Source organism: Nitrospina gracilis Nb-211 (assembly GCF_021845525.1).
GTDB classification, from domain to species: domain Bacteria; phylum Nitrospinota; class Nitrospinia; order Nitrospinales; family Nitrospinaceae; genus Nitrospina; species Nitrospina gracilis_A.
Map to the genome: position 1 here is coordinate 1,530,036 of NZ_JAKJKD010000001.1, position 26,594 is coordinate 1,556,629.

Below are 26,594 nucleotides of genomic sequence, written 5' to 3' on the forward strand. Positions count from 1 at the left end.
CCTTCCAGGCTTCCAAAATGAAAAACCGGTATGGCGCGGACCATACCGGTTTTTTTATGCTGATTTAAACAGTGAACTAAAGCAGAGGATCCATGAACAATCCATCGTCCTTCCACCGTTTGATTTCTTCTTCCGTCGGAATCGGTGGAATGGGCACTTTGGAAGCACGTTGTTCCAGAGGATCGTGGAACGTGCGTTCATACGCGATGGCTTTCCACAGGTAGAGGTGTGGGAACATGGTGCCCCAAGCGGCCATCGGCGTGCCCGGCACACCCTGCGTGACGCGTTTGTACCACAGCGCATCCGGCCAGTCTTTCAAGACTTTGTCGTTGCGCTCGCCTGCGGGGAACTTGTCACTGTCTTTATTGTTCGCGTTACGGAAATCGAGAGCGCCCGTCATGAGCGGGATGCCGTCTGTGCCGTGACATACGGAGCAGTTGAGACCTTCCACAGCCGGTTCTTTACCCTCGTAGACCAGTTTGCCTTGCTCCACGATCTTGGGATCGTCATACCAGGTCCATTGCTCGCCGAGCTTGCCTTCAATCGGAATATTGGTCGGGTCGCGCATGGTTTTGAGGTAAGAAACCAACGCATTGAGTTCGTCTTCACTCAGGTCCTCACCGTAATACGTCGGCATGGCTTTATAGGACTTGGGATCGTCAAAACCGGGCGATTGAATTTTTCGCGGATCGATGATCTGCTCTTTCAAGTAGGCCTCGTCAAACAAGCCAACCTGCTTTGTACCGAGGTTGGGGCCGCGATCGGAGTTGCCTTCCCAGAATACCTTGTGGCAGTTGAAGCATTTGTTGTCTTCAAACACGCGCCGTCCGGCGGCAATGACTTCCGGGCCCGCCAGGCCGCTCAATTTGACCGGAGGCTTGTTCAGCTTTGCAATTTCCACTTCCGGATTGAACTGCGGCAGTTGCGCCGTGATGGTGATGAACAGCACCGACGCCAGCCCGTATGTGCCAAGGAGGCGGACGTTGATGCGCGCGGCGCCTTTTTCCGGCTCCATGCTTCTCAAGTCCAGCACCACGAAGAAAACCAGACCCACGAACGTGAACGCCACGAATTCGATCTGCCACCAGATGGGAAAACCAAAATATCCCGCCACAAACCAGACGATGACCGAAAGGACGATCACTATCGGCAGTTTCATCAATACGTTTTTAACGATGCCTTTTTCCTGGGGCTTGCCGGGAGTGCGTGCCAGAAGAATGCAATAGAGCAGGGTGACGAAAGCCAGGGATCCGGCCAGAAACAGGGGTTTCAGATCATAAAACAACCCTACGCCATAACCGAAAATGGCGGCGGCGATGGGCGGCGTCAAAAACTTAATCAGCTTATTCATAGGCTTGAGTCAGCTTTCAATGGGGTTTGCAATCATTCAGCAACAGAGGGAGCGGGCAGGGCGCCTTCCGCCTGTTGAGCCTTGGCTTTTTTCGATTTCGGGTATTTGAGGCCCAGCCAAATGATGGCCGTCATGATGATAAAGAAAGTCCAGACGATTCCCGTTACGAATACTCCGGATTCCGCCAGCGTCGGCGCAAACTTCTCCGGAGTGACGTCCTTGTAAACCTTGTAGATGTGCCAGTTCATGCGCGACAACTCGCGAATGACGCCCATCCAGCTCATCAACCAGATGTCGGTGAAACCCATGAAGATGAGAATGTAGGGCCCCATGGGATTGATCTTGCCCCAATGGATCTTTCCGGTGCGGGTCGCGATGGTATAGAAGATGTAGTTGATCAGGGTGACGGTCACCAGCGCGAAAGCCGCGGTATTTTTCGACACCATGAGCGCCAGGAACGCCAGTTCGTCCGGCAGAACCATATCCGGGTTCATGCCCGGCTCGGGAAGCATGGTGGCGAAGAAGCGCCTCGGCGTGAACCAGATGGCGGCGGCGATGACGATCAGCACAAACCCCAGCTTCATGGCGGGGAAGAACCGGTGTGCGTTGTCAATACGCTTCATACTCACCCACATGTACACGTTACTGGCGCTGAACATGGTGCCTATTAGCAGGCCCTGCACCAGCATGAACATGGACTCGCGGTCGGACATGATATACATGCCGATGGTGGCGTCGTACTGATAGATTTCGCGGACGAAGATGTAACCCATCGCCGGAAGCGGGATCATGATCATCACGCCGATGGCGTTGCCCATGTAGCCGACCCAGTCGTAGTACTCGCGTTCCTTCGGATCACGCGACCACAGGTACATATACGCGGCGATGATGCCCACCATAAACCCGCCGAAGGTGCCGTTGCCCACCAGGCGGTGGTAGTTGAGCGGCATCCAGGTGGCGGTGGCGATGCGATCCCATTCGGTCATCGTGGTGAACAGCGCATCGTATGGTTTGGGCGGGGTCTGCATCAGGGTTGCCGGACCGTCCAAGGCGCACAGCAGGGACAGGCCCAGGATGTTCAGGATGATACCCGTTACAATGTGACGGCCTTTTTTATTTGCCTTGTTCAACGGATCCCATGAGTACACATAAACGTACATGACGATGGTTTCCAGAATGAACAGGGTGGGGTAACCGATCATGAACAGGATCGGGTAGGCGTTGACGAGGTAGCTGATGAAGTCCTTATACGCCACCATCATCACGAACAGGAACAGTCCGCCGCTCAACGCGGTGAAGCTGTAACAGAAGCCGATGACTTTGGTGATTTCGTGAGCCAGCCGCTCGAACTTGAAGTCCGCCTCGGCGAACATGATGTAATTGGAAAGCATGCCGCCGACGACACCGTTCAGAAATGCCAGGATGGCATTATCGACGGCCACATGAGCGCCGGGAACCAGTATGAATGCCAGAATGCCGCCGACCACGCCTCCCACCAGGCAGGAAGCTTTGACATTGATCAGGCGGTGGAAATAATTCAGGAAACTGACCACCAGCGCGCCAAACGAACATGCCCACAGTCCGTAAAGAACACCATGGTGGATGCCGACAATGATCTCACCGATGATACCGAAAACGACGCCGATCAGGACGGCCAGAAATACGTTGGAAAGGATGATCGCCTTGCGGACGCCCTGAGTGCGGCGCGAACCCATGACTTCCATGATGACGACAAACATGGGACATCCCAGAATGAACGATGCAAACAGGATGTGGAGCTGAGCGGCAAACCAGGTGATTTTGCGGTTGCCGATGCCCGGAAAGCTAAATCCTTCGTTCTGGATTTCCTTGGCGGGGCCAATGTCGGTCAGGTAAGAGAGATCCTCCTCTTCTGCGGCCTCTTCTCCCCCTTCTTCACTGCCTTCTGCACCGCCTTCTTCCTCCCCAAACTTGTCTTCAAACCGTTCCTCGAGAAAGCTTTCGGGGCCCGCGAACTCATCCGCAAACTCGACGCCACCGCCTTCATCGGCGAATTCCTCACCGCCTCCTTCGTCTGCGAATTCCTCGCCACCTGCCTCTTCGCCCATTTCTTCGTCCATGACTGCTTCCTCTTCCTGTGCGAAAGCGGAAGCGGGACTCAGGGCATTCTGGAGGAGGGAGGATGTATCCGAACCCAGACCCGGGTTCAGAAAACCAAACCCAAATATCAGAAAAAAGAGGACAAACTGCTTTAAAGACAAAAACCTGTTCCCTGTGTTTGGAGTGTTATCCATTCCGGAATCCTGAAGTTCGGTTTTAAGGCATGAAACCTTATTGAATCGTGAGAAATGCTTTGAAAACGTTCTCTGTGGCTCCGAGGTAAGGGTAAACCCTTTAAAATACGTCCTTAAGAGACGTAGAGAATTATCATAGGGGTATTTTAAAGTCAAGGAAATTATAGTGTTGGCAACGAGGCGGAATAAGAACTTCGATTACAGCCCTTTCAAGGGGTTTTTCCGCATGTTGGGTCTTTGCCGGCTTGCCTGGTCAGGCGTTTTGTACGGCCAGTTGACCGCAGGCGCCCAGAATGTCGGTTCCCCGGTTTTTCCGTACAAATACCGAATAATGCTTGCCGATGAGGTAATCCTGAAAGGCCTGAACCCGTCGCGGGTCCGGGGGCTGGTAGGGTGCGCTGTCGAATGCGTTGAATGGGATCAGGTTGATCTTGGATGGAATGTTGCGTAGAAGTTTGGCTAGACGCTGTGCGTCTTCGTCGGTGTCGTTGATGCCTTTCAGCATCACATACTCGAAAGTCAGCCGCCGTGCCGGTTTCAACGGATAGGTGCGCAGGCAGTCAAGAAGCGCTTCGATGGGGTATTTTTTATTGATGGGCATGATGCGGTCGCGCGTGGGGTTGTCGGTTGCATTGAGCGAGATCGCCAGATTGACGTGCAGGTTCTCCCCTTTGAACCGCTCGATGCGGTCCACCAGCCCGGAGGTGGAGACGGTGATCTTGCGGGTGGAGATGCGGAGCGCTTCCGGCGAAACCATCAACCGCAGGGCGTCGCAGACGGCATCGTAATTATCCAGAGGCTCGCCCATGCCCATGAACACGATGTTGGACACCTGGTTCTCTTCCGTGTGATCGGCGTTCACCGCCATGTACTGGCCGATGATCTCCGCCGCCGTCAGGTGGCGTTTCAACCCCATGCTTGCTGTCAGACAGAAGGAGCAGGCCAGCCGGCACCCCACCTGCGTCGAGATGCAAAGCGTCTTGCGGTCCGCTTCCGGCATCCAGATGGCTTCCACTTCCTGGCCGTCTTCCAGGCCAAAAAGGTATTTGATCGACCCATCCTTGGATGGCGTGCGCAACACGATGCGCGGCAGGGCGATGCAGAACCGTTCCTCCAGCTTTTTTCTTAACGCCTTGGAAAGATTGGTCATATCCCCAAACTGCCGGGTCCCATAATGATAAACCCAGTTGAAAACCTGGTGCGTGCGGTAAGGTTTTTCTCCCCACGCCACCATGATTTCATTCAGCTTGTGTTCCGGATAACTGATCAAATTATCCATAAATTAACCGTTTGCAGTTTTATAAAAAAAAGGTATTATCAGGCTACTCCAAATAAGTTACAAGAGCAAAGGCCAAAAAGAGGGGCACTTTGTTTTTGTTGACCTATTCCAGTTGATGCGGAAGGACCGGCCTGTGGAAAAACTGTGAGTAGCCCGCACGGTTTCCCGGCTGGGCTGTGACATATTAGAGGAGGAGCGATTCGTAGTTATGAATGCGACGCGCTATGTGGACTTGCCTGAGTGCTTTCAAACACTCAATGTAGCTGAAGGTGTTTCCTGGGCCGAGATCAAAAAGGCCTACTACCAACTCGCCAAGCAGTACCATCCTGACAGAAACCCCAACGATTTAGAAAGCGAAGATCGCTTTAAAAAAATCTCCATCGCCTTTGGTGTGCTGGAACGGTATTACCGCACCAACCCGGGTCTGCGGCTGAAATGGAAGTCCAACGCTTCTGTTGAAGAACCTGCCATCCCGCCTCAGCCGGATTTTGGATCCCAATCGAAAACCAATGGAAGCCGTCAGCGCCATCGCGCTCCGAATTCATATCGATATGTGAAAGACGAAGACACCCTGCGGAGCAATGGAAAAGGTTACGCCCACTCCACTCCTCCGGAACCGGAGGTGGTGCCTGAGGAGGATCGCAAGGCGGCGGAAGCCGGTTCGCCTTTTGCCCGGCGCATCGGCCGCTGGTGGAACGGCACGTACCGCAATCTGCAAGGCCTGGAACGCCGCGTGCTCTCTCTCGATCTCGAAAAGACCGTCAACATCGAATCTCATACCGGTCTGAACGGCGGCACCGTGCGCGTGCGTACACCGGGCGGCACGTTCAACATCCGCATCCCTGCCGGAACAACGGAAGACATTGTCATGCGCATTCCGGAAAAAGGGGAGCGCGGCCTGTTGAACCGAAAGCGCGGGGATCTGGTGCTTCGCATTCAGGTCACCTCTCCGCAGGCTCAGCAAAGCGAGGATTTTTATTACCAGGTGCGGGTCACGCAGAAAGATCTTTCGATGGGACAGGTGATGATACTGGACACGCACGAAGGCCCCATCCGTTACGCCCTCCCCAAAACCACCGTGACCGGGCAAACCTTTTCCCTGAAGGTCCGGACGGACTCGGCAAACCCATCCAACTGCAATCACATCATCGTGGTCGAGGTGGTGCCGGGATGAAGTAGGTGTCGCCGCGGCCGGGCGGCTCGGAGTATTTGATGTAGGTGTTCGCAAGAACGACGATGTTGAACACGGCGATCATGAGTGTGCACATCGCAACGCCTATCAGGGCAGGGCGGTTGTCCCCCGGCGGCAGTTTGGTAAAACTCATCACATTCATCACCATCGCAAGTACCGACAATCCGATCGATCCAAAAATCAGCGTCTGTAGAAGCGGCGTCATCATGATGTCGCGGTTCATGTGATTCAGCGCCGCCACCGACATGATGAGCGGCGGGATGGCGAGAAAATAGGGAACCATCGCCCACGCGGACTTGGGTCCCTTATACAATGCGTGCAATTTGAACCCCATCGCCGCCAGAATCACCATCAACAGTCCGGAGACAATGTCCACAACCCGCTTTTGCTGTTGTTCATTGCGAATGTGGTTCAACGCGCCGAGTACGTAACTCGCCACCTCTTCTTCACCCATCTCATAGAAGCCGCCCTGTTCCGTATCGTAGGCGAACACCCGCGCGGTGGTCGACTCCGCGGGCAGAGCAATGGCGCGGTACTTGTTCTTGCCGGCCGACTCGATTTCCAGGTACACGATGCCACTGTGATACTCTAGCTTGTAATCCTCGACCTCCACGAGGTTCTTGGCGTAGCGCTGATTCTTCTGGTAGAACTGCTCCTGAATGGCCATGAGGTCTTTCAGGGCTTTTTGCGCCTGCAGGTCGTGGTTGTTTTCAAATATTTTGACGCACCCCGGCGCGAGGATCAGCACCAGAATCAGACAGAGGACTCGGATAGGATGGAATGATTTCATCTAAAATGACGGCTTTCCGTGTGATTGAAAGGGAAAACTTATAACACAGCGTGAAGGTTGGAACAAGGATACCGGGCTCTGGAACCGGATATTAATGAAAGTATTATGAAACATCACCCGCTTTGGAAGCAATTGAAGTTTGTTACGGGAAACCCCAACAAGTTCCGCGAGGCGCAGGAAATCCTGGGTATCGAGATGGAGCGGCGAGACCTCGCCCACCTGCATGAAATCCAGACCACGGACGTGGCGGAGCTGGTCGAGCACAAGGCGACCGAAGCCTGGGAAACCCTCAACGCGCCGGTGCTGGTGGAGGACTCCGGGCTCATCTTCGAGGCGTGGAACGGCCTGCCCGGCGCCCTGGTCAAATGGTTCGAGGTGAGCGTCGGCTGTGAGGGCATGTTGAAGATGCTGGAACCGTTTCCCAACCGGCGGGCGCGCGCGGTGTGCATGGTGGCGGTGCACGACGGCCGCGAGATCGTGGTCGGCAAAGGGGAGGTGGCGGGCACCATCGCCCACAGCCTGCGCGGGGAAAATGGATTCGGCTGGGACGTGATCTTCATTCCCGATGGACACGACCGCACGTTTGGGGAAATGAGCGTCGGCGAGAAAAACGCCATCTCGCACCGCCGCCGCGCCTTTGAGGCCTTGCGGGATCAGCTCTGAGGTTCAGCTTTGTTGTGCCAGCCGGGTGTGGAGGGTGGAAAACACGGTGTGGTACTGCTTGAGCTTGTCGAAGATGGCATCTCCGTGCTGGTCCAGCGCATCCGGCTTCATCTTGCGGTAGGACTCCAGCATCTCACCCCAGTCCGTGTCCTGCGGCAACCAGCCGCGCTCATTGGCCAGACGCAGGCACTCTTCCGGACTATTGCAGGATTCCTGGTTGTCCCGTGCCCGCGCCCGGATGCAACGGACGGCGCTGTCGAAAGTGAAGCCGTAGCGTTGCAGGGCGGCGTTGCGGAAATATTCCGTGCGTTCATGCGTTTCCATCTCGGCCATCCGCTTCAGGTTCCAGTCGAGATGCGTCAACAGCACATTGAGGGGTGGGAGCTCTTCCATTTTTTTCCAACTTTCCTGTTATACTTCCCGTTCGTGGCGTTTGCCCCGATTCTATTCCAAATCCTTGTTTGCAGGGAAGCTATTTTGAAAAGCCATTTTATTAATGATAAACTTCCGCGTCCGAATGAGGACACGTATGGAACCATCTGAAAACGGAAACAAACTTGCCGATGGGTGACGAAGAACGCTTTGTGGACAACGGGGACGGCACGGTGACGGACCGGAAAACCGGTTTGATGTGGAAGAAGACCGACACCATGATCGACCTCAAGAAGTGGGTGAATTATCAGGAGAGCGCCGATTACGTCCGCGAACTTCGCGAGCAGAAATTCGCGGGGTACGACGACTGGCGGCTGCCCACGCAGGAGGAAGCGAAAAGCCTTTACGACAAGGCCTGTTCGCTCACCGACAAGTTCGGCAAGACGGTGCACATCAGCGACCGGTTCGAGGCCGGTTGCGGATTTTCCATGATGATCAAGCTGGTGGACGGGCGTCTGCGCACCTGGGTGTTCAACATCCGCGAGGGTACGATGGACAATCCGGATGGATTGTGGACCCTTTCGGAAGCGGCCCGGGCGGTGCGCGTCGTTTCTCCCCCCGGCGATTGAGAATACGAGAGGAGTCATGCGATGAGTGGTGAAGGATGGTACACCCCCCCGGAAAGCCTGTCCAAACAGGCCTGGGTCCAGAGCATGGAACAATATAAGGAAATGTACGACCGATCCATCAGCGATCCCGAAGGCTTCTGGGCCGAACAGGCGGAGGAGTTTTTCTGGTACAAGAAGTGGGACAAGGTCTGGGACTACAATTACAACATCAATAAGGGAAAGATCTTCATTGAGTGGTTTCGCGGCGCGAAGACCAACATCACCGTCAACTGCATCGACCGCCATCTGGAGACGCGCGGCGACCAGACGGCCATCATTTGGGAAGGCAATGAACCGGATGAAGACTGCAAGCTGACCTACAGGCAACTCCACGCGGAGGTGTGCAAATTTGCCAACGTGCTCAAGAAACACGGCGCGAAAAAGGGCGACCGCATCTCCATCTACATGCCCATGATTCCAGAGCTGGCCGTTGCCATGCTGGCCTGCGCGCGCATCGGGGCGATTCACTCCATCGTGTTCGGCGGCTTCTCGCCGACGTCACTCGCCGACCGCATCGTCGATTCCGGCTGTTCGTTGCTGGTCACCACCGACGGCGCGTTCCGCGGCAAAAAGCCGGTGCCGCTCAAGGAAAACGCCGATCAGGCAATGGACATGGCGTCGAAGCAGGGAGCCGACATCAAGCAGTGCATTGTGGTCCAGCGTGTCGGCGGCAAGTTGCAGACGGCCATGAAGGACGGCCGCGACTTCTGGTGGCACGACGAGATGAAGGACGCTTCTCCGGAATGCGAACCGGAACAGATGGACGCGGAAGATCCGTTGTTCATCCTGTACACCTCCGGCTCGACTGGCAAACCAAAAGGCGCGCAACACAACGTCGGCGGCTACATGCTGTTCAACGCCCTCACCCACAAGTACATCTTCGATTACCACGATGGCGACATCTGGTGGTGCACCGCCGACATCGGCTGGGTGACGGGCCATTCGTACATCGTGTACGGACCGCTGGCCAACGGCGCGACGACGATCATGTTCGAGGGCATTCCCACGTATCCGGATGCGGGCCGCTTCTGGGCGGTGGTGGACAAGCACAAGGTGACGCAGTTCTACACCGCGCCGACGGCCATCCGCGCCCTCATCTCGCACGGCGAGGAGATTCCGGCCAAGTACGACCTGTCCACGCTGAAGGTGCTGGGCTCGGTGGGCGAACCCATCAACCCGGAGGCGTGGCGCTGGTATCACAAACACATCGGGCGCGGCCGCTGTCCCGTGGTGGACACATGGTGGCAAACGGAGACCGGCGGCATCCTCATCTCTCCGCTCCCCGGCGCGACGCCCTGCAAACCGGGATCGGCGACGCTCCCGTTTTTCGGCGTGGTGCCGGTGGTGATTGAAGCGGAGACGGGCAAGGTGCTGGAAGGCAACGACGTCAGCGGCGTGCTGGCGCTCGCACAACCGTGGCCCGGGCAGATGCGCACCGTATTCGGCGACCATTCCCGGTTCGAGGAAAATTATTTCCGCATATACCCCGGCTATTATTTCACCGGCGACGGATGCCGCCGCGACAAGGACGGCTATTACTGGGTGACGGGCCGCGTGGATGACGTCATCAACGTCTCCGGTCACCGCATCGGCACGGCGGAGGTGGAGTCGGCACTCGTTCTGCACGAGAAGGTGGCCGAGGCGGCGGTGGTCGGTTTTCCGCACGACATCAAAGGGCAGGGCATCTACGCCTACGTCACCCTGATGGAAGGGGTGGAGTATGAAGACGAGTTGAAGAAGGTGCTCATCGACTTCGTGCGCAAGGAGATCGGCCCCATTGCGGCGCCGGATATCATCCACTGGGCGCCGGGCCTGCCGAAAACGCGGTCGGGCAAGATCATGCGCCGCATTCTGCGTAAAATCGCGGCGGACGAGGGCGATCAATTGGGAGACACGTCCACTCTGGCCGATCCGTCTGTGGTCGATCAACTCAAGGCGAGTTATCAGAAAATCTGAAGGCGTGTCGTTTTAAATTGACGAAGGACTGATAAACGGCAGGTTAGCCGGGAGGCGGTAATGGGATCATGGAGTTGAGAGACTCAACTCCATGATTCTTCGCAAACGGCGAAAAGAGAAAGGCTTCCCCTCCCTCCCCAAATGTATTGAGCGCTTGTCTTGGAATGTTTATTACGATAAACCAGGGAGCTCGCTCTGTCAATTGAAATTTTTGAATTCCTTGATTTTAGAGCGCTTTTGCAGGGAGTTTTCCACAGGCGGGGTGCGAATTTTGACCACCTCCTGAGTGGGCTCGGAATCACATCCTGCGCTGGGCCATATGCAATTTCACCTGCTTCAACCCCTTGTGGGAGTGGGGATTGATGGGTTCCAGGCGGAGCGACCTTAAAAAGGCCTGCCGCGATTCGGAAAGCCGCTTCAATTTCAGGTAGGTCCAACCCAAACCGTCGTGCACTTCGGTCCAGCCGGGATGACGCTCGTATTCGGCCAGAAACCACTTGAGCGCTTCTTCATAACGTCCCTGATGGTACAGGGCCCGTGCCAACTGAGTGCGGGTGCTGGTCCAGATGTCCACTTTCGTTCCCGCCTCGATGCCCTTCACCGTCACCCGCACCGGGTGTGTGTTGGGGTTGCGCTTGATGGAGTGCGCGAGCATGGCCGTGGCGCGGTCATACTGTTCCAGTTTGAGATACGCGTAACCCAGGCCTTTCATGGCCTCGGAGGAGCGCGGCCGGCGGTCCAGAGCCAGTGCAAACAACTGGAGTGCCTTGTCCGCTTCGTCCCGGTGGTAATATTCCCAGCCCAGCCGGTTGTATACCTGCCAGCCGAAGCGCTCCGACTCCAGCATGTCGCGGAACTCCACGGTCTGGATGATATCCGGGTCGAGCTCGATCGATTTCAGGAAATACTCCACGCCCAGGTTGGGCCGGCCGGTTTTGTAATACACCCAGCCGAGTCCGATGTACGGCGTCGGCCGTTGCGGTTTTTCCCGTGTCTTGGCCAGCAGGTAATCGTGTGCCGTCTTTGCGTCCCAACTGCGCAGAACCGCCCAGTCCAGTTTGTAAATGAGATCCGGCTGATCCGGCTTCATGGCGTCGGCAACGATGAGGTGGTCCACCGCCCTGTCGTACTCGCCCAGCGCATAATAGGTGAGGCCCATCCCCTTGTTGCGTTCGAACTCCAGCGCGTCTACCCCGCCCAGTTTGCGGAAGTTGTACAGAGCCAGTTGGTAGCGGCCTTTGTGGTACTGGCTGAATCCCATGCCGCTGTATGCGCGCGCCAGCATCGGGGTGAGCGGCCCGTCGTTTTTGCGGATGTATTCATAATAAAGATAAGAGGCGCGTTTGTAATCGCCCGCCGCCAGTGCCTCGTCTCCCTGGAATACCTTGGCCAACTCCAGCGTTTCGAACTGCCGCATGCCGTCAAGAGCCAATTCATCGCCGGGGTTGTGTTTCATGGCGGTCTGGAACGTTTGCAGCGCCTGCGTTTCGTCGCCCCGTTTCAACTGCACCCATCCGTGCAGGCTGTAAGGCAGGGACCATTGCGGGTACGCCAGCTTGAGATCGCTGATGTGCTGTTCAGCGATCTGGTATTTGCCGATTTCCAGGTAGTGGCGGGCGAACCGGGATTTTTCCTCAAACGCCTCCTCGACGGCCTGAATGCCGCGGGTCACGCCGGGAAAACCGGGATGCGTTTTACGCAATTCCAGAAAGACGGCCTCCGCCTCCAGCAGTTGGCCCGTCTTGAGCAAGCTCCACGCCAGCCCGTGCCGCGCGTCGAAATCCTGTGCAACGTCCTCCGGCAGATCGGAGAAGGCGTTTAGAGCGTCTTTATAAAATTCCTTGTTGTACAACCGCCAGGCGTTGTCCACGGCGGGGTGGACAGACGGGTCTGGGTGCGTGTACAGGATGGAAGGGAAGCGCGGCGCTTCCACCGCCGGGGTGAACAGCGATGGAGTCTGCCAGTTGGAGGGGGCGACTTCCGCCAACCGCTCAGGCGATTTGGGATCCCATCCATCCCAGTCGGACTTCAAGCGCTCCCACTGGTGCCAGGTGTACACCTGTTTGAGCCAGGACTCGGCTGTATCCGGATGAGAGAGCATCCAGTGGGCGAACCCGATTCCTTTTTTTGCCTGAAGGGAATGCTTGTCCAGCTTGAGTGCCTGCTCAAATTTTTCGAGGGCGTGGTGGTAGTCCTGCATGGCGAAATAGCACCAGCCGAGCCCAATCAGTGGGCGCGCGTCGTCCGGATACCGGGTGTGCACTTTTTCGAAGGCGAACAGAGCCTTGCGGTATTTTTTCTGGAAGAAGTAGGCCCAGGGCAGAAGCCGCAGGGCCCGCGGATTGTCGTGCTCCAGGATGAGACTGCGTTTCAGATAAAACTCCGCCACCGGAAACTGGTTGGCGTGGTATTGGCCGATGGCGAACTCCAGGTAGCGTTCGTGGTCGGGAAGGACCTTCGGCGCTTCCGGGGCCGGCCTCTCCGAAAAGATGCGGATAGGGAGCTTCGGCATCTTGAGCACGGGCGTGGAGGGATCGTAGGGCAGGGAGGAACACCCGCCCAGCCCCAGCAGTCCTAACAGCAGTGCGATTCCCGCCCAACGCGCTCCGGGTTTTTGATACAATGACGGCATTACAGCAATTCCATGGAGTTTTATCACCCTTTTCCTATCGGCAGTATTGAGTCAAATTTTAGCCGCAAATGTTTATTAAATTGTCATTTAAATCATTTCCGCCCCACTGTTAAAATAGATTGGCCTGCCGGTGGTTTTGAGTTATCATTTGCCCTTTGCCATTTTCCCATCGAATATGATGCGTTTTTTCAAATTTCTGTTGGCCTTTGGTCTGTGCCTGATTCTGGTGTCCTGCTCGCAGGGAGAAACCCCGAGCGAAACCCCTGAAGCGCCCTCCGTTGCCGAGATCGAGCAGGAGGCGGGGCCCGGTCCGGAGGCCGCCCAGCTTCCGAAACGCGTGGAGCCGGTGGTGCTGAGTGAGGCGGACAGGAAAATCGCCGCCATGGCACCCGAAGGCATGGTGTTCATCAAGGGTGGCTGCTTCATCATGGGCAACAACAATGCCCAGGTCGATGAAAAGTTCGAGCGCGAGGTGTGCATCGAAGATTATTTCATGGACAAGTATGAGGTGACGCAGGAACGCTGGGAACGGGTGATGGGATTCAATCCGTCGAAGTTCATCCATCCCAATAACCCGGTGGAACAGGTCAACTACTACGACATCCAGAAATTTATCAAGAAGAGCAGCGGCGCCTGCCGCCTGCCTACCGAAGCTGAATGGGAATACGCTGCCCGGGCGGGAGCCGAGACCCGTTACTACTGGGGCAACGTGATGGACGGCGAATATGCGTGGTTCATGGACAACGCGGAAGGCGTCACGCATCCGGTGGGGCAGAAGAAACCGAACGCCTTCGGTCTTTACGACATGATGGGCAACGTCTGGGAATGGACGGAGGACTGGTGGCAGAACGTGTACCCGCCGCAGAAACTGACCGACCCCACCGGCCCCAACACCGGCGAGTATAAAGTCATCCGCGGAGGTTCCATCGATTCCTCGGCCGGGGCCCTGCGCCTGACCAACCGCACCTGGCTGAACCCGAAGAACCGCGTGTATTCGAAGATATCCACCTATGGCGGGCTGGTGAACGAAAAGTTCAACTACATCGGGTTCCGTTGCGTGGTGTCGGCCGATACATGGCTCAAGTCGCAACCCGTGCGCAAGGTGAAGAATGAAGGGGAGGGGGAACTCTCTCCGAACCCGCCGGAAAAAACGGCTCAGCCCTGAGCCTCAGCCAGCGTTACTGCTGGCACTCCTTGCAGATTCCGAACAGGTCGAGTTTGTGGGAAGTCATCTTGAAGCCGTTTTTCTGCGCGACTTCTTCCTGTAGTTTTTCGATGACTTCGTTGTGGAACTCAATGATCTTGCCGCATTCCGTGCAGATCATATGGTCGTGGTGTTCGTGGGCATAATTCAATTCGTACCGCTTCTGCCCGTCGCCGAAATCCAGCTCGGCGGCCAGTCCACTCTCCGTCAGCAGGGAAAGGGTGCGGTACACGGTGGCGAGGCCGATCTTTGGTTCCTTGGAGGAAACGATCTTGTAAAGTTCCTCGGCGCTGACGTGATCTTCACAATTAAGAAATGCTTCCAGCACGGCTCGGCGTTGCTTGGTGATTTTCAGGTTGTGCTGGGAAATGTACTTTTCAAGTACTTCCTGTTCTTTATTGCTCATAAACCGGCCTCCCGAAGGGAAATCTAGCACTAAGGGTGGACTGAGTCAACCGCCGCTCTGAAGCAGGGTGAAAATGGTCAGGTTTGAGTGGTTTTCAAGTGTGCTTCGATTTGCTCCACACAGTGGTTGGCCTCGATCGGAATCTGCTCGCCGCCCGCCATGTTTTTTAAAACGTACTGGCCGCTTTCGATCTCGTTATCGCCTATGATGAGTGCGAAGCGGCTTTCCTCGCGGTTGGCTTTCCGCATCTGGCTTTTCATGCTTCCGCCTTCGTAATCCAGCTCCACGTGCCATCCGGTGGCGCGCAGTTTCTGGATCACTTCCTGGCCGCGCTGTCTGGCCTCGTCTCCCATCAGCACAGCGAACAGATCCGGTTTGGTCGTGATGTCCTGCCAGGTGGATTCAGGCAGGGTGGCGATGAGGCGCTCCACGCCGACGGCGAATCCGAAGCAGGGCGTGGGTGGTCCGTCGAATTCCTCCACCAGCGTGTCGTAGCGACCGCCGCCGCAGATGGCATTCTGCGAACCCAGCCCTTCCGTGCCCACCACCTCGAACGTCGTGCGGGTGTAGTAATCGAGCCCGCGCACGAGTTGCGTGTTCAGTGTGAACGGGGTGTTCATGCTGGTGAGCGCCGCCTGCACGGCGGTGAAATTTTCCTTGCACGCATCGCAGAGGTGATCCGAGATGCGCGGCAGGGTGAGGGCGATCTCCCGGTCGCGTTCCACCTTGCAGTCGAGCACGCGCAGGGGATTGCGTTCGTAACGCGAAGTGCAATTGGAACACAGTTCGTCGAGGTGCCGGCGGATGGCGTCTTTCAACAACTCGCGGTAAGGCGGGCGGCACTCCGGGCAACCCAGCGAGTTGATCTGCAGCTCGACGTTGTCGAGGCCCAGGTCGCGGAACAGGGCGATGAGCATGGTCATGACTTCCGCGTCCACCAGAGGACTCGCCGAGCCCAGCGCCTCCGCGCCGATCTGGTAAAACTGGCGGAAGCGGCCTGCCTGCGGCCGCTCATAACGGAACATCGGGCCCATGTAATACAGTTTCACCAGCCGGTTCTGGCCGTGCATTTTGTGCTGAATGTACGAACGCACGACCGAGGCCGTGCCTTCCGGCCGCAAAGTGATCTCCTCGCCGCCGCGGTCGGTGAAGGTGTACATCTCCTTTTCAACGATGTCGGTGGTCTCGCCGATACTGCGTTTGAACAGACTGGTGCTTTCGAAAATGGGCAGACGGATTTCCTGGAATCCGTAGGGCGCGAACACACGCCGCGCGGCGGCTTCCACCTTGTGCCATTTTTCGATTTCCCCGGGAAGGATGTCTTTGACGCCGCGTATGCTCTGAATTTTCATTTAATGGTCAGACTGCTCAGGGTTTCGAGGATGGTCGGCGCAATCATGAAAGCAGGGAATGCGCCCGGTCCATGTCCTCGGGACTGCCGATGTACAGGGGGACACGCTGATGGATGTGCGTGGGCCGGATGTCCAGGATGCGTTGCTTGCCGTCCGTTGCCTTGCCGCCGGCATTCTCCACGATCATCGCCATCGGCGCGGCTTCGAATGCGTAGCGCAGTTTGCCCTCGGGGCTTTTCTTGTCGCCGGGATACATGAAGATGCCGCCCTTGAGCAGGGTGCGGTGGAAGTCGGCCACCAGCGATCCGATATAACGAAGTTTGTAGGGCCGCTTCGTCGCCTTGTCGTTTTCCTTGAGGTACTCGACGAGCTTTTTCTGCGGCTCCTGCCAGATCTGCGAGTTGCCCTCGTTGACGCTGTAAGTCGAACCCTGGTTGGGAATCCTCATGTCCTGCGTGGACAGGAAAAATTCGCCCAGCGCCGGGTCCAGGGTGAAGGTGTGCACGCCGTTGCCGGAGGTGTACACGAACAGCGTGCTGGGCCCGTAAATGATGTAGCCCGCCGCCACCTGCTGGTGACCGGGTTGCAGAAGGTCGTCGTCGGTCACGTCCGGCCCCGGGCTCTGCTTGCGGTACACGGAGAAGATGGTGCCGATGTTGACGTTGACGTCGATGTTCGACGAGCCGTCGAGCGGATCGACCATGAAGATGTATTTGCCCGCGCGGTCCGGCGGAATGATGACGGGTTTCTCGTTTTCCTCGGAGGTGATGGCGCAGATGTTGCCGGACTCGCCCACGAGCTTGATGAAGATGTCGTTGGCGTAGTCGTCGAGCTTCTGCACCTCCTCGCCCTGCACGTTGACGCGGCCGGACATGCCCAGAATATCTTCGCCCAAACCGGCGTTGTTGACCTGAAGGGACACGATCTTGGCGCCCACCAGCACTTCATTCATGAGGTTGGTGAACTCGCCCGTAGCGCCGGGAGTCATTTTCTCCTGACGCCGGATGAACTGCACCAGCGTGGTTCTATCCATAAGTCAAACTCGAATTTCTATCGGTGTCGAGGGAGCCGACGAGAAACAACCGCCGCCAAAAACAGGCGTGATTGTATCCCATTTGCCGGGTTTCCTCAACGACGCTTTGGTGAATGATTCTGCGGGAAGACGGGCGTGGTCCGGTCAGGCCACCTTCTGTGTTTTGGAGTGGCGCTTGCGCTCGTTTTCGTCCAGGTGCCTTTTGCGCAGGCGGATGCTCTTGGGTGTGATCTCCGCCAGTTCATCCTCGTTCAGGAAACCCAGCACCTGCTCCAGGCTCATGATCCGCGGGGGAGTCAGGATGATGGTGTCGTCCGACCCCGAGGCGCGCATGTTGGTTAGCTTTTTCTCTTTGCAGATGTTGACCACGAGGTCGTTGTCCTTGTTGTTCTCGCCGACGATCATGCCCATGTACACCGGCTGGGCGGGCCCGACGAATAGCTGGCCGCGGTCCTGCAGGTTGAAGATGGAGTAGGCCGTCGTCTGCCCGTTTTCCAGCGCGATCAAAGCGCCGCGCAGACGCTTGGCGGAACCACCCAGAAAAGGCACAAAAGCCTCGAACGTGTGTTGCAGGGTGCCAGTGCCCTTGGTCATGGTCAGGAAGTCGGACTGGAACCCGAACAGGAACCGCGTCGGCACGTGGTATTCCAGCCGCACGTGACCGTCGTCCATGTGAATCATGTTCTTGAGCGAACCCTTGCGCGTGCCCAACGCCTCCATCACTTTGCCGGAATAGGTTTCCTCGACGTCAATGACAACGAACTCCATCGGCTCGTGCGTCTTGCCGTCGATTTCCTTCAAGAGGACCTGCGGACGCGAGATGCTGAACTCGTATCCCTCGCGGCGCATGGTTTCGATGAGGATGCCGAGGTGCAATTCGCCGCGACCGGAGACCTTGAACTTGTCGCCCGCGCCGGATTCCTCGACTTTCAGGGCGACGTTGGATTTGACTTCCTTCATCAGCCGCTCGCGCAGGTGGCCGGAGGTGAGGAATTGCCCATCTTTGCCGGAGAAGGGGGAGTCGTTCACCGAAAAGTAAATGGACATGGTGGGCTCGTCGATGCGGATGAGCGGCAGGGGTTCGGGATGCTTGCTGTCCGTGATGGTCTCGCCGATGTCCACGTCCTTCATGCCCGCGATGCCGATGATGTCGCCCGCTTCCGCCGACTGCACCTCGGTACGGGTGAGTCCGTCATACGTATAGGTTTTCATCAGCTTGAACGTTTCCTTGGAACCGTTCCGGCGGATGAGCGTGCAGGGCACATCGGCGCGAAACCGGCCGCGCTCGATCTTGCCGATGGCGATTCGGCCGACGTAATCGTTGTAGTCGATCGAGGTCACCTGCATCTGGAACGGGGCTTCGGCATCGCCATCGTGCGGCGGCACCTTCTCGACGATGAGGTCGAGCACCGGGGTCATGTCTCCCGGCTCGGAGTCGAGCGTGCGTTTGGCAAACCCCAGTTTGGCCGAGGTGTACACGATGGGGAAGTCCAACTGCTCGTCGGTGGCGTTCAAATTAACGAACAGATCGAAAACCTGATCCACCGCACGGTCCGGGTTGGCTCCCGGCCGGTCGATCTTGTTGATGACGACGATGGGTTTGAGGCCGAGCTCCAGCGATTTTTTCAGCACGAACCGGGTCTGCGGCATGGGGCCCTCTGCCGCGTCCACCAGCAGGAGCACGCCGTTGACCATTTTCAGGATGCGCTCGACTTCGCCGCCGAAATCCGCGTGGCCCGGCGTGTCCACGATGTTGAGCTTGTGTCCTTTATAAAGGATCGACGCGTTTTTGGAGAAAATGGTGATGCCGCGCTCGCGCTCGAGATCGTTGCTGTCCATAATGCAGGTGCCGTGCTCCGTGCCTTCGCGGAACATGCCGCTGTGCTCCAGCAGGCGGTCGATGAGTGTGGTCTTGCCGTGGTCCACGTGTGCAATGATGCCGATATTCCGAATATGTTCCGTGTTCATGTGCTCCGTTCGCTGTAAGCGGTAAAAGAAGGTGGTGTTGGTTTGTATCGAACCCGAGAGGGTGGGGGTACCCGGGGAGGCTTCGATTTAATATTTGATTATGTGGTAATTATAGCGTAACTTATTGATTTAAAACAACCTGGTCTGTTATTCCATGCATCCCAGCCTGAAACAGTTTGTCGAGTACCTGACTGTCGAGAAGAGGCATTCGCCGCATACGGTGGCGGCTTACCGGCGGGACATTGCGTCGTTTCTGGATGCCTTCCCCGGCGAGACCCTGTATTATATCACCACTGCGCGGGTTCGGGAATACTTTTTAACGCTTCAAAAAAAGGGGCTTTCCACCCGATCCAGCGCGCGGGCGCTGTCTTCCATCAAAACGTTCTTCCGGTTCCTCGTGCGGGAGAACCTGGTCGAGACCAGCCCGGTGGACATTCTGGAATCACCCCGGCTGTGGCGCAAGCTGCCGGGGATTTTATCACTGGCGGATGTTGAAGCCCTGCTGAACGCGCCCGACCCCGCAGTGCCGCAGGGCATCCGCGACCGCGCCATGCTGGAGGTGCTGTACGCCACTGGATTGCGTGTTTCGGAACTGGTCGCGCTCAAAACCTCGAATCTGAATCTGGAAGTCGGTTACCTGCGATCTTTCGGCAAGGGAGATAAGGAGAGGGTGATCCCGATGGGCGACGCGGCGCGCCAACAGGTTCAATTATACATTCAGGATGTACGTCCTAAATATCTAAAAAATAAAACTTCACCTTGTCTTTTTTTAACCCGTCTGGGGACTGGGATGACGCGCCAGGGATTCTGGAAGCTGATCAAACAGTACTCCCGGCAGGCGGGGGTGGCGGCTCCCATTTCGCCTCACACCCTGCGTCACGCCTTCGCCACACACCTGCTGGAGCGGGGGGCGGATTTGCGGTCGGTCCAGCAAATGCTGGGTCATTCGGATATTGCAACAACGCAAATCTACACCCATATTCTACAGGGAAGGATGCGGGACATCCTGGACCGGCACCATCCCCGGGCCTGAGTTCGCGGGGCGGAAATTTTTCTTGACGATTTAACCTTGGAAAGCTAAGATTTTGAAACCTTTACCTGCCCGCCCACTCAGGTTCCAGACCCAATCAGACCGCACATTACGGGACAGTCATGAGTCTGATCATTGATATTGATGATATTCCAGAGGATAGACCTCTGGAGTTGGACCTGACGGAATCGGTAGATCAATTCGCCGTCGATCCGGAAGCAGGTTCTTTGAAGGGAGCGGTGCGGGTACAAGGTAGTCTGATCCGCTCCAACCGGGATGTTTATCTGGCAGGTGAGGTGGAAACGGTCATGGCCATGACCTGCTCGCGTTGCCTGGAGGCGTTTGAGATGGATGTGGAAACACCCATCACCGCCACATTCATTCCAGCCCCGGACCCCGACAGTCTGGAAGCGGAGCAGGAACTGGTCGATTCGGATATCGAGATCGAATATTATAAGGACCAGAAAATTGACTTGACTCAACCGGTTTACGATCAGATTATGTTGAGTCTTCCCATGGTCCAACTGTGCCGGGACGATTGCAAAGGGATCTGCCCGAAATGCGGCGCTTCCCTCAACCGAGAAGTGTGCCGATGCGATGGGGATGAAGACGTCGATCCCCGGCTGGCCGTATTGAAACAATTAAAAGACAAGTTGAAATAATCAGGAGTCATCATGCCCGTACCCAAGAAACGAACGTCCAAATCCCGCAAAGGCATGCGCCGGTCGCACGATTCCCTGACGGTTCCAGGATTCGGAGAATGTCCGCAATGTCACGAGTTCAAGCGTCCCCACCACGTATGTCCTCACTGCGGTTACTACAAAGATAAAGAAGTGATCGAAGTCGAAGCCATTTAGTGCAATACGGGAAGCGTCCGCTTTCCGGGATGAAAGGCTTTGTCGGACATCGTGCCATACCCAAGATCGAGGAGTGCCGTCGAGGCACTCCCTTCCTGCCCCAATCAGTCTGGTCGCAACGTTGAGGGCCGTTTGAAGGACCGGAGGAGTGCAGACCTGAAATGAAAATCGTCGTAGATGCCATGGGAGGAGACTTTGCCCCGCAAGCGGTGGTGGAGGGCGCTGTTCTGGCCACCCGTGAATTCGGGTTCCCCGTCATCCTTGTGGGCCTGTCAGACGCGATCCAGGAAGAACTGGACAAGTACGAAGACGCCAAAAACCTTCCCATCGAAGTGCGCCACGCCGAAGAGGTGGTGGAAATGCACGACAGTCCGAGCAAAGCATTGCGGACGAAAAAAAAGTCCTCCATGAAAGTGGGGCTGGAACTGGTCAAGGAAGGGGAGGGCGAAGCGTTCATCAGCGCCGGCAATACCGGTGCGGTGCTTGCGTACTCCACCATCATCCTGCGTCCGCTCAAGGGCGTGGACCGTCCGGCCATCGCCATTCAACTGCCTACTTTGCAGGGATCGTCGATCCTCCTGGATGCCGGAGCGAACGTGGATTGCAAATCCAATCAGCTGTTCCAGTTCGGGATCATGGGCCATGTGTACGCCAAGTACATCCTCGGCAAGGACGAGCCGGGCGTGGGACTGCTCAGCATTGGTGAGGAAGACGGCAAGGGCAATGAAGTGACGAAGGAAACCTTCCGCTGGCTTTCCAAGTCGCACATCCGCTTCATCGGCAACGTGGAAGCGAAGGAAGTGTACCGCGGCAACGCCGACGTCATCGTCTGTGACGGCTTCACCGGCAACGTGGCGCTCAAGATCAGCGAAAGCCTGGCGGAAATGATCGGCACCAACCTGAAAACCCTGTTCACCAGCGGCATCGTGCCGAAGATGGGTTTTCTGATGTTGAAAGGCCGCCTGCGCGAATTCAAAAAATCGGTGGACTACTCGGAGAAGGGCGGTGCGCCTCTGCTCGGCGTGAACGGCGTGGTCATCATCGCTCACGGCAGTTCCAATGCCAAGGCAGTGAAAAATGCGATCCTCCGCGCCCACGAATTTGTCGAAAAGAAGGTCAACCAGCATATTCGCGAAGACATCGAATACAATCTGGACAGCAAGGGTTCATTCTGGCAACACATTAAGGAAATAGTTGCCGGGCACGACGAGAACGGAGGCGTTCCGAATAAGGTGCCTCCCGTTCCCAAAAACGCGCTGGATGAAACCGGTGACGATCTGGAATCTGAATCCACGACGGAAGAAACACCCACGGAAGAGCCGGACAAACCGTAACCGGCGCACCCAACCTTTTTTTCCTATCTATGAACGTACGATCACCCTTTAATGCGGAGTTGGCCGGGACGGGAATGTATGTGCCCGACAACGTAGTCACCAACTTCGATCTCGAAAAAAATCTCGACACCTCCGACGAATGGATCCGCACCCGCACCGGGATTGTGGAACGGCGCATCGCTCGCAAGGACGAGTCCGCGTCCACCATGGGCATCGCCGCCTCGATGATGGCGCTCAAAAACGCCGGACTGGAGGCGGGCGACCTCGACATGGTCATTGTTTGCACCTCGACGCCGGACGTCATTTACCCCGCTACCGCCTGCTTCGTGCAAAAGGAGTTGGGTGCGAAGAAGGCGGCGGCGTACGACATCTCCGCTGTCTGCTCCGGCTTCGTCTTCGGCCTTTCCATCGCTGAGCAGTACATCAAAAGCGGCCGTTATGAAAACATTCTCGTCATCGGCACCGAAGTCAACTCGCGTGTCATGGACTGGACCGACCGCACCACCTGCGTGCTGTTCGGCGACGGAGCGGGCGCGGCGGTTCTCCGCCGTACCGAAAAGCCGGAACCCTGTGGCATCCTGTCCTCGCACATTTATTCCGACGGCACGCAGTCGGACCTGTTGATCGTGCCGGGCGGCATCGGCAAAACTTCGTTCACGTATCAGGCTATAGACGATAAACTGTATTGTCTCAAAATGTCCGGTCAGTCCACGTTCAAGGTGGCGGTCAAGCGGATGAGCGAGGTGTCGCGCGAAGCGCTGGCGCACAATGGTTTGACCAACGATGATGTCGATCTCGTGGTGCCGCACCAGGCCAACCGGCGCATCATCGAAGCGGTGGCGGAGAAGCTCGAGGCGCCGTTGGAAAAAGTTTTCGTCAACATACACAAATACGGCAATACGGGTTCCGCCTCCATTCCCATCGCTCTCCATGAGGCGCGGGAAGCCGGTCGCTTGACGCCGGGCAGTATCACTCTGCTCACGGTTCTGGGAGCCGGATTGACGTGGGGATCGGTGGTGATCAAATGGTAAAAACCGCGTTCGTGTTTCCCGGGCAGGGTTCCCAGTTTGTTGGTATGGGTCAGGATTTTTATGACTCCGACTCAGAATGCCGCCGGATGTTTGAGGAAGCCGATGAAATCCTGGGGGACCACATCAGCCAGGTGTGCTTTCAGGGGCCTGAAGAAAAGCTGAAACTCACTGAAAATACACAGCCTGCGCTTTTGATCCACAGTATAATTGCCTTGAAACGGCTCCGCGATCATGGTATTAATTCCGTGCTGGCGGCGGGTCACAGCCTGGGCGAATTCTCTGCCTTGGTGTGTGCCGGAACCCTTGGTTTCGGGGATGCCGTGCATCTCGTTCGTCAGCGCGGGCGATTCATGCAGGAAGCAGTCCCTGTCGGTGTTGGCGCCATGGCGGCCATCATTGGATTGCCCGCTGACCAGGTCCAGCAACTCTGCCTTTCGGCGTCCTCCGGGGATGCCATCGTTCAACCCGCAAACCTCAACAGTCCGGAGCAAATCGTCATTGCCGGTCACAAGGAACCGGTGGAGGCTGTCTCGGAACAGGCGCGTGAACAGGGGGCGAAGAAAGTCGTGATTCTACCCGTCAGCGCGCCCTTTCACTGCAAGCTGATGGAACCCGCGGCGGCCCGTCTGAAGGCAGAGATGGAAAAAGTCGAGTTCAAGGATGCCGGCATTCCCGTCGTGACCAACGTGGAGGCCGCACCAAACACCTCCGGCGCTAAAGCGCGGGAGCTTTTGTTTCAGCAGGTGTGCTCTCCCGTGCGATGGGCGGAAACCATGCAGGTTATGGTGGATCGGGGCATCGAAGCGGTGGTGGAGGTGGGATCGGGCAAGGTGCTTTCCGGCCTCATGAAACGGTTCAACAAGGACATTCGCTGTTATCAGGTCGGTGATGAGGAATCACTCGCCAAAACCGTAGCCGAATTGAAATAACTGTCGAACGGAATGGATATGGAACTTAAAGATAAAGTGGCGCTGGTGACCGGCGGCGCGCGCGGCATTGGCCAGGTGGTGGGTGAAACGCTGGCGAAGATGGGCGCGCATGTGGTGCTGGCGGACGTCAATAAGGACGGTGCCGAACAAGCCGCAGAAGCGATCTGCAAAAGCGGCGGGTCCGCTTCCGCCGCTCAGCTCAATGTGTCTTCTGTCGAGGACGTTCAAAAAGTTTTTGATTCTATCTCCAAAGAATTTAAACTGTTGGATATTTTGGTCAACAACGCCGGGATCACCCGCGATGGTTTGTTGATGCGCATGAAAGAAGAAGACTGGGACCTGGTTCTTTCCATCAACCTCAAGGGTTCTTTCCTCTGCTCTCAGCAGGCGGTCAAGCAAATGATGAAGCAAAAGGACGGGGCGATCGTCAATATCTCGTCCATCGTCGGGGTGATGGGCAACCTGGGGCAAGCCAACTATTCCGCATCCAAAGCGGGCCTGATCGGTTTGACCAAAACAACGGCCCGTGAAGTGGCGAGCCGTGGGATCCGTGTCAACGCCATTGCGCCGGGCTTCATCGATACCGACATGACGCGGCAGTTGAAAGACGATGTGCGCGAACAGCTCATCGGTCAGATCCCCATGGCGCGTCTTGGCCAGCCGCAGGACATTGCGGACAGTGTTGCGTTTCTTGTATCCGATCGGGCGCGTTACATCACCGGTCAGGTCATCAATGTTAATGGTGGGATGTTAATGTAACATCTTTGAGGAGTCTCAAAATATGTCAGTAGAACAAAAGGTAAAGGAAATTATCGTAGAACAGCTGAATGTAGATGAAAACCAGGTGAACGGAACCGCATCTTTCATTGATGACCTCGGTGCGGACTCGCTGGATACTGTGGAGCTGGTCATGGCGTTCGAGGAAGCGTTCGACATCGAAATCCCGGACGAAGAGGCCGAGAAAATCGCCACGGTTCAAAACGCCATCGATTATATCAACAGTCACACCAACTAACCCCTATCTGATATGACCCGTCGTGTTGTTGTCACAGGCCTTGGAATGCTGTCCCCGTTGGGGATTGGCGTTGATGCCAACTGGGATGCAGTATGCCAGGGAAAATCCGGCATCGACTACATCACCCGTTTCAACGCTCAGGATTTTCCGGTACGCATTGCCGGGGAAGTCCAGGGCTTCGATCCCGCAGACCACATCGAACCGAAAGAGATCAAGAAGATGGATACGTTCATCCATTACGCGGTCGCTTGTTGCCGGTTTGCGCTGAAAGACTCCGGGTTCGAAATCACCGAGGCCAACGCGGACCGGGTGGGCACGCTGATCGGCGTCGGCCTGGGCGGTTTGCCCGCCATCGAGAAGTATCACGAGGTGTATCAGAACAAGGGTGTTCGTAAAATCACCCCATTCTTCATTCCGATGCTCATTCCCAATATGGCATCGGGCCAGATTTCCATCATCTTCGGCACCCGGGGACCCAATACCTGCGTGGTGACGGCCTGCGCCAGCGGCACGCACGCCATCGGCGATGCGTATAAGATGATCCGCGACGGGGTGGTCGATGCCATGATCGCCGGTGGTTCGGAATCTGTCATCACACCGCTTGCCATCGGCGGATTCGCCGCGGCCAAGGCGCTGTCCACGCGCAATGACGATCCCAAGGGCGCGAGCCGTCCTTTCGATAAAGACCGCGACGGGTTTGTCATGGGCGAGGGGTGCGGGGTGCTGATCCTGGAGGAAATGGAGTCGGCCAAAAAACGCGGCGCACGCATTTATGCCGAAGTGGCGGGTTACGCGCTCAACAGCGACGCCTTCCACATGACGGCCCCTTCGAAGGACGGGGAAGGCGCGGCCCGGTGCATGCAACTGGCGCTGGACGATGCAAAGATGAACCCGGAGGAGGTTGATTACATCAATGCTCACGGCACGTCCACCGGGGCGGATTTTACGGAAACGACCGCCATCAAATCGGTTTTCAAGGATCATGCGCGCAAGTTGCAGATCAGCTCCACCAAGTCGATGACCGGCCATTTGCTGGGCGCTGCGGGCGGGGTGGAGGCCATCTTCAGCGTGCTGGCCATGCATCACGGTGTCATTCCACCCACCATCAATTACACAACACCGGATCCGGATTGCGATCTCGATTACGTTCCCAACGAAGCCCGGCAGGCCAAGGTGCGGGCGGCTCTTTCCAATTCCTTCGGGTTTGGTGGAACAAATGGTGTGGTGATTTTCAAACAGCCGACGGACTGATGAAATAC

General features: G+C 56.7%; 24 protein-coding genes. 14 read left to right on the top strand and 10 right to left on the bottom strand.

The genetic code is table 11. From position 1 onward, the window contains the following. Window positions 1-76: 76 nt before the first annotated feature. The 3 genes from J2S31_RS07245 to rlmN all read right to left on the bottom strand — a co-directional run bounded on the left by J2S31_RS07245 (window position 77) and on the right by rlmN (window position 4,903). On the bottom strand, window positions 77-1,351 hold the full coding sequence (locus J2S31_RS07245; protein WP_237098412.1) for a c-type cytochrome: 1,275 nt from the start codon (window positions 1,349-1,351) through the stop codon (window positions 77-79). Window positions 1,352-1,383: 32 nt separating this feature from the next. After that, the gene (locus J2S31_RS07250) at window positions 1,384-3,450 is read right to left on the bottom strand and encodes a hypothetical protein (RefSeq protein WP_237098413.1); all 2,067 of its coding nucleotides are present in this window, start codon (window positions 3,448-3,450) and stop codon (window positions 1,384-1,386) included. Window positions 3,451-3,877: 427 nt separating this feature from the next. Further along, a complete protein-coding gene (rlmN, locus tag J2S31_RS07255; protein WP_237098414.1) occupies window positions 3,878-4,903 on the bottom strand; it encodes a 23S rRNA (adenine(2503)-C(2))-methyltransferase RlmN in 1,026 nt (341 codons plus the stop codon). A 208-nt stretch (window positions 4,904-5,111) separates the two neighbouring features. Between rlmN and J2S31_RS07260 the strand changes: the two genes are divergently transcribed. Next, entirely contained in the window at window positions 5,112-6,077 is a 966-nt protein-coding gene (locus tag J2S31_RS07260; RefSeq protein ID WP_237098415.1) for a J domain-containing protein, read from the top strand. Here the strand turns inward: J2S31_RS07260 and J2S31_RS07265 are convergent. After that, on the bottom strand, window positions 6,049-6,885 hold the full coding sequence (locus tag J2S31_RS07265) for a hypothetical protein (RefSeq protein ID WP_237098416.1): 837 nt from the start codon (window positions 6,883-6,885) through the stop codon (window positions 6,049-6,051). The two genes, J2S31_RS07260 and J2S31_RS07265, sit on opposite strands and share 29 nt — an antisense overlap. Before the next feature lie 105 nt (window positions 6,886-6,990). On the opposite strand from J2S31_RS07265, the gene rdgB reads away from it, so the two are divergent. After that, window positions 6,991-7,548 carry an RdgB/HAM1 family non-canonical purine NTP pyrophosphatase gene (gene rdgB, locus J2S31_RS07270; protein WP_237098417.1) on the top strand — a complete coding sequence of 186 codons (558 nt, stop codon included), beginning with the start codon at window positions 6,991-6,993 and terminating at the stop codon, window positions 7,546-7,548. Window positions 7,549-7,551: 3 nt separating this feature from the next. Here the strand turns inward: rdgB and J2S31_RS07275 are convergent, their stop codons facing one another. Then, entirely contained in the window at window positions 7,552-7,941 is a 390-nt protein-coding gene (locus tag J2S31_RS07275; RefSeq protein WP_237098418.1) for a nucleotidyltransferase substrate binding protein, read from the bottom strand. A gap of 170 nt (window positions 7,942-8,111) precedes the next feature. Between J2S31_RS07275 and J2S31_RS07280 the strand changes: the two genes are divergently transcribed. Both J2S31_RS07280 and acs read left to right on the top strand, forming a co-directional pair. Then, window positions 8,112-8,549, top strand: coding sequence for an Lcl C-terminal domain-containing protein (locus J2S31_RS07280; RefSeq protein WP_237098419.1), 438 nt, complete (start codon window positions 8,112-8,114; stop codon window positions 8,547-8,549). Window positions 8,550-8,570: 21 nt separating this feature from the next. Beyond that, window positions 8,571-10,544 (top strand): acetate--CoA ligase, encoded by a 1,974-nt coding sequence (gene acs / locus J2S31_RS07285; protein ID WP_237098420.1) that lies wholly within the window; start codon window positions 8,571-8,573, stop codon window positions 10,542-10,544. Window positions 10,545-10,842: 298 nt separating this feature from the next. On the opposite strand, the gene J2S31_RS07290 is transcribed toward acs, so the two are convergent. Continuing rightward, entirely contained in the window at window positions 10,843-13,176 is a 2,334-nt protein-coding gene (locus J2S31_RS07290; RefSeq protein ID WP_237098421.1) for a tetratricopeptide repeat protein, read from the bottom strand. Between the two features lie 175 nt (window positions 13,177-13,351). Between J2S31_RS07290 and J2S31_RS07295 the strand changes: the two genes are divergently transcribed. Further along, entirely contained in the window at window positions 13,352-14,341 is a 990-nt protein-coding gene (locus J2S31_RS07295) for a formylglycine-generating enzyme family protein (protein ID WP_237098422.1), read from the top strand. 13 nt (window positions 14,342-14,354) lie between these two features. Here the strand turns inward: J2S31_RS07295 and J2S31_RS07300 are convergent, their stop codons facing one another. The 4 genes from J2S31_RS07300 to typA form a co-directional block, all read right to left on the bottom strand. Beyond that, on the bottom strand, window positions 14,355-14,786 hold the full coding sequence (locus tag J2S31_RS07300) for a Fur family transcriptional regulator (protein ID WP_237098423.1): 432 nt from the start codon (window positions 14,784-14,786) through the stop codon (window positions 14,355-14,357). Window positions 14,787-14,863: 77 nt separating this feature from the next. Continuing rightward, window positions 14,864-16,138: a histidine--tRNA ligase gene (hisS, locus tag J2S31_RS07305; protein WP_237098424.1), complete on the bottom strand. Its 1,275-nt coding sequence runs from the start codon at window positions 16,136-16,138 to the stop codon at window positions 14,864-14,866. A 43-nt stretch (window positions 16,139-16,181) separates the two neighbouring features. Continuing rightward, window positions 16,182-17,171: a class 1 fructose-bisphosphatase gene (gene fbp / locus J2S31_RS07310; RefSeq protein WP_237098425.1), complete on the bottom strand. Its 990-nt coding sequence runs from the start codon at window positions 17,169-17,171 to the stop codon at window positions 16,182-16,184. 144 nt (window positions 17,172-17,315) lie between these two features. Then, the gene (gene typA, locus J2S31_RS07315; protein WP_237098426.1) at window positions 17,316-19,139 is read right to left on the bottom strand and encodes a translational GTPase TypA; all 1,824 of its coding nucleotides are present in this window, start codon (window positions 19,137-19,139) and stop codon (window positions 17,316-17,318) included. A 154-nt stretch (window positions 19,140-19,293) separates the two neighbouring features. On the opposite strand from typA, the gene xerD reads away from it, so the two are divergent. From xerD to fabF, 9 genes are all read left to right on the top strand, one after another. Continuing rightward, a complete protein-coding gene (gene xerD / locus J2S31_RS07320) occupies window positions 19,294-20,172 on the top strand; it encodes a site-specific tyrosine recombinase XerD (protein WP_237098427.1) in 879 nt (292 codons plus the stop codon). Window positions 20,173-20,291: 119 nt separating this feature from the next. Further along, a complete protein-coding gene (locus J2S31_RS07325) occupies window positions 20,292-20,831 on the top strand; it encodes a YceD family protein (protein WP_237098428.1) in 540 nt (179 codons plus the stop codon). A gap of 12 nt (window positions 20,832-20,843) precedes the next feature. Further along, complete coding sequence (gene rpmF, locus J2S31_RS07330) at window positions 20,844-21,026, top strand: 50S ribosomal protein L32 (RefSeq protein WP_237098429.1); 183 nt, start codon at window positions 20,844-20,846, stop codon at window positions 21,024-21,026. A 161-nt stretch (window positions 21,027-21,187) separates the two neighbouring features. After that, window positions 21,188-22,360 (top strand): phosphate acyltransferase PlsX, encoded by a 1,173-nt coding sequence (gene plsX, locus J2S31_RS07335; RefSeq protein WP_237098430.1) that lies wholly within the window; start codon window positions 21,188-21,190, stop codon window positions 22,358-22,360. A gap of 74 nt (window positions 22,361-22,434) precedes the next feature. After that, window positions 22,435-23,391 carry a beta-ketoacyl-ACP synthase III gene (locus tag J2S31_RS07340; protein ID WP_237098431.1) on the top strand — a complete coding sequence of 319 codons (957 nt, stop codon included), beginning with the start codon at window positions 22,435-22,437 and terminating at the stop codon, window positions 23,389-23,391. 44 nt (window positions 23,392-23,435) lie between these two features. Then, complete coding sequence (fabD, locus tag J2S31_RS07345) at window positions 23,436-24,320, top strand: ACP S-malonyltransferase (RefSeq protein ID WP_237099898.1); 885 nt, start codon at window positions 23,436-23,438, stop codon at window positions 24,318-24,320. Window positions 24,321-24,338: 18 nt separating this feature from the next. After that, on the top strand, window positions 24,339-25,079 hold the full coding sequence (fabG, locus tag J2S31_RS07350; protein ID WP_237098432.1) for a 3-oxoacyl-[acyl-carrier-protein] reductase: 741 nt from the start codon (window positions 24,339-24,341) through the stop codon (window positions 25,077-25,079). 22 nt (window positions 25,080-25,101) lie between these two features. After that, window positions 25,102-25,335, top strand: a complete 234-nt coding sequence (gene acpP / locus J2S31_RS07355; protein ID WP_237098433.1) for an acyl carrier protein — start codon at window positions 25,102-25,104, stop codon at window positions 25,333-25,335. Window positions 25,336-25,347: 12 nt separating this feature from the next. Further along, the gene (fabF, locus tag J2S31_RS07360; RefSeq protein WP_272908654.1) at window positions 25,348-26,586 is read left to right on the top strand and encodes a beta-ketoacyl-ACP synthase II; all 1,239 of its coding nucleotides are present in this window, start codon (window positions 25,348-25,350) and stop codon (window positions 26,584-26,586) included. Window positions 26,587-26,594: the final 8 nt, after the last annotated feature.

Coding starts and splice junctions, on each gene's coding strand:
- J2S31_RS07275 (WP_237098418.1), bottom strand. CDS start 7,941: ATGGAAGAGCTCCCACCCCTCAATGTGCTGTTGACGCATCTCGACTGG.
- rdgB (WP_237098417.1), top strand. CDS start 6,991: ATGAAACATCACCCGCTTTGGAAGCAATTGAAGTTTGTTACGGGAAAC.
- J2S31_RS07250 (WP_237098413.1), bottom strand. CDS start 3,450: ATGGACGAAGAAATGGGCGAAGAGGCAGGTGGCGAGGAATTCGCAGAC.
- fabG (WP_237098432.1), top strand. CDS start 24,339: ATGGAACTTAAAGATAAAGTGGCGCTGGTGACCGGCGGCGCGCGCGGC.
- J2S31_RS07340 (WP_237098431.1), top strand. CDS start 22,435: ATGTATGTGCCCGACAACGTAGTCACCAACTTCGATCTCGAAAAAAAT.
- J2S31_RS07325 (WP_237098428.1), top strand. CDS start 20,292: ATGAGTCTGATCATTGATATTGATGATATTCCAGAGGATAGACCTCTG.
- J2S31_RS07260 (WP_237098415.1), top strand. CDS start 5,112: ATGAATGCGACGCGCTATGTGGACTTGCCTGAGTGCTTTCAAACACTC.
- J2S31_RS07280 (WP_237098419.1), top strand. CDS start 8,112: ATGGGTGACGAAGAACGCTTTGTGGACAACGGGGACGGCACGGTGACG.
- fbp (WP_237098425.1), bottom strand. CDS start 17,171: ATGGATAGAACCACGCTGGTGCAGTTCATCCGGCGTCAGGAGAAAATG.
- acpP (WP_237098433.1), top strand. CDS start 25,102: ATGTCAGTAGAACAAAAGGTAAAGGAAATTATCGTAGAACAGCTGAAT.
- J2S31_RS07265 (WP_237098416.1), bottom strand. CDS start 6,885: ATGAAATCATTCCATCCTATCCGAGTCCTCTGTCTGATTCTGGTGCTG.
- fabF (WP_272908654.1), top strand. CDS start 25,348: ATGACCCGTCGTGTTGTTGTCACAGGCCTTGGAATGCTGTCCCCGTTG.
- hisS (WP_237098424.1), bottom strand. CDS start 16,138: ATGAAAATTCAGAGCATACGCGGCGTCAAAGACATCCTTCCCGGGGAA.
- rpmF (WP_237098429.1), top strand. CDS start 20,844: ATGCCCGTACCCAAGAAACGAACGTCCAAATCCCGCAAAGGCATGCGC.
- J2S31_RS07295 (WP_237098422.1), top strand. CDS start 13,352: ATGATGCGTTTTTTCAAATTTCTGTTGGCCTTTGGTCTGTGCCTGATT.
- rlmN (WP_237098414.1), bottom strand. CDS start 4,903: ATGGATAATTTGATCAGTTATCCGGAACACAAGCTGAATGAAATCATG.
- J2S31_RS07300 (WP_237098423.1), bottom strand. CDS start 14,786: ATGAGCAATAAAGAACAGGAAGTACTTGAAAAGTACATTTCCCAGCAC.
- J2S31_RS07290 (WP_237098421.1), bottom strand. CDS start 13,176: ATGCCGTCATTGTATCAAAAACCCGGAGCGCGTTGGGCGGGAATCGCA.
- plsX (WP_237098430.1), top strand. CDS start 21,188: ATGAAAATCGTCGTAGATGCCATGGGAGGAGACTTTGCCCCGCAAGCG.
- acs (WP_237098420.1), top strand. CDS start 8,571: ATGAGTGGTGAAGGATGGTACACCCCCCCGGAAAGCCTGTCCAAACAG.
- xerD (WP_237098427.1), top strand. CDS start 19,294: ATGCATCCCAGCCTGAAACAGTTTGTCGAGTACCTGACTGTCGAGAAG.
- J2S31_RS07245 (WP_237098412.1), bottom strand. CDS start 1,351: ATGAATAAGCTGATTAAGTTTTTGACGCCGCCCATCGCCGCCGCCATT.
- typA (WP_237098426.1), bottom strand. CDS start 19,139: ATGAACACGGAACATATTCGGAATATCGGCATCATTGCACACGTGGAC.
- fabD (WP_237099898.1), top strand. CDS start 23,436: ATGGGTCAGGATTTTTATGACTCCGACTCAGAATGCCGCCGGATGTTT.